Source organism: Polaribacter sp. Z014 (assembly GCF_023555435.1).
Lineage (GTDB): Bacteria > Bacteroidota > Bacteroidia > Flavobacteriales > Flavobacteriaceae > Polaribacter.
In genome coordinates, this window is the sequence record NZ_JALCZP010000068.1 from 1 (window position 1) to 1,820 (window position 1,820).

The window sequence follows — 1,820 nt, forward strand, 5'->3', positions numbered from 1 at the left end:
AATGGCTTTACCTCACGAAAACCCTTGGACTTCAGAATGGTATGGTGCAAAAAGAGCTAATAAAATAAAATTAAAGCTTGCTTGTCTTTCTAAGGAAGTGCCAAAACCGATAGTATATGATTTATCGGGATGCTTGGAAAAAGGAAAGTGGTTATCAAATGCAATAGAACATCTTGAGGGGATTAATTATAAATTTGACTATAAAAATAGAGGACGTTTTTCTGAGATTCCAAGAACACTAAAAAATAGAATTAAAACAAAGTGGGTATTTATAAAACATGGTTTAAAAGGCAGTTATTGGAATTTAGCAGGGAGATAGCCCAAATGTTAAATTTGTAATAGAATTTCTTATAATTATTTTAATTTAAATATAACGTTTAACAAGATATTGTAAATTGTATGAAAGTAGAAATTATTAGAGGAAGTAGAAAACAAGAAGGGGGCAATAAAAAAACTATAACTATCTTTTTAATGTCATTTGTTTATCCTGCAACAACAGGTTATTTAAGACGAATGGAATTGTTAATAAATTGGGCTAATTTAAGGTTTAAAAATATAAATCTAATTATTCCAGTTGGTTCCAATAAGATGGATTATTCACAAATAATAAATTTACATTTAATAAAATGCAATCAACTATTTTTAATTAAATATGATTCTGATAATTCGAAAATATTATCAATCAAAAAATTAGCCTATAAGTTGTTTACTGGTAAATACCCCAGAATGAACTCTTCTTTGTTATTAGATTCGTCTTTAATTAAAGGCTTCAAGGAGATTATGAATAACCATCAGATAGATTATTTTTTAAATACAAGAAATAATTATGCTGGTTTGGTCAGTTTTATTCCAGATGGGGTTATTAGTCTTTTTGACACGCAAGATGTGTATTCTGATATGTATCGGTCTTTTAGTCTACTGAATGTAAATAAATTTATTAAACCTTTATTAATTGGGTATAGAGAAAAAAGTGAATTATTTCAGTCTGAAGTTTTATCCTTAGAGAAATACAATAGTATTATTGCAATTTCTCAATCAGACTTAGAAAAATATAAACGTATCGATTCTCTTGGGTCAAAAACCACAAAAATAGGTTCTATAGGGTTTGAACCTGCTATAAATTCTGTTGCAAAGTATACTGATAAAAAATATGATTTACTTTTAATAGCGAGTGCTTTTATAGCTACAGAAAGAGGAGTCGATTGGTTATTAAACGAAGTTGCTCCAAAGTTAACGATTCCTGTAACCTTATGTGTTATTGGATCAATAGGAAAATATATTGAGAATAATGAATATAAAAAATCAAACCTTAAAATTATTATTAAAGGAGTTGTTAAAGATTTAAATCCCTATTACCATAAAAGTAAGTTGGTTGTACTTAGCATGCTTGAAGGTACAGGAACCAGTGTAAAAGGATTAGAAGCTTTAGCTTTTGGAGCAGCAATTATTACAACTCAGTATGGTGTTAGGTCCTTAGGATTAACGAATGGAGAGCAAGTGGTAATAGAAGATGACTCAAGTAGGTTTGCAGAGAAAATTGAATATTTAATGGAAAATAAGGTAAAAAGAGAATCATTGGGCTTAAAAGCATTACAGTTTTATAAAGACCATTATTCTCTAAAAGCGACTTATGAATTATTGGATCAATTGATATTAGACAATACATAATATGACCAAAAAAAAAGAACGAGTTATTTGGATTGATGTTCTAAAAGGGCTGTTATTAATCTTTATTACATTTTCCCATTTTGGTTATTTACCTTCAATAGTAAAATTTTTTATTGAGCCAACAGGTATTGTTTGGGTTCCATGTTTTTTCT

2 protein-coding genes are annotated in these 1,820 nt (G+C 28.5%); both read left to right on the top strand.

Features of this window, described 5'->3' with window-relative positions; translation table 11 throughout:
- Positions 1–319: hypothetical protein (locus MPF19_RS18895; protein ID WP_249989831.1), on the top strand; the 319-nt coding region annotated here is incomplete at its 5' end.
- Positions 320–399: 80 nt separating this feature from the next.
- Positions 400–1,668 (top strand): glycosyltransferase family 4 protein, encoded by a 1,269-nt coding sequence (locus tag MPF19_RS18900; RefSeq protein WP_249989832.1) that lies wholly within the window; start codon positions 400–402, stop codon positions 1,666–1,668.
- Positions 1,669–1,820 lie beyond the last annotated feature (152 nt).

What these genes read in the sequence shown, in the direction of transcription:
- MPF19_RS18900 (WP_249989832.1), top strand. Translation starts at nt 400, where the DNA reads ATGAAAGTAGAAATTATTAGAGGAAGTAGAAAACAAGAAGGGGGCAAT.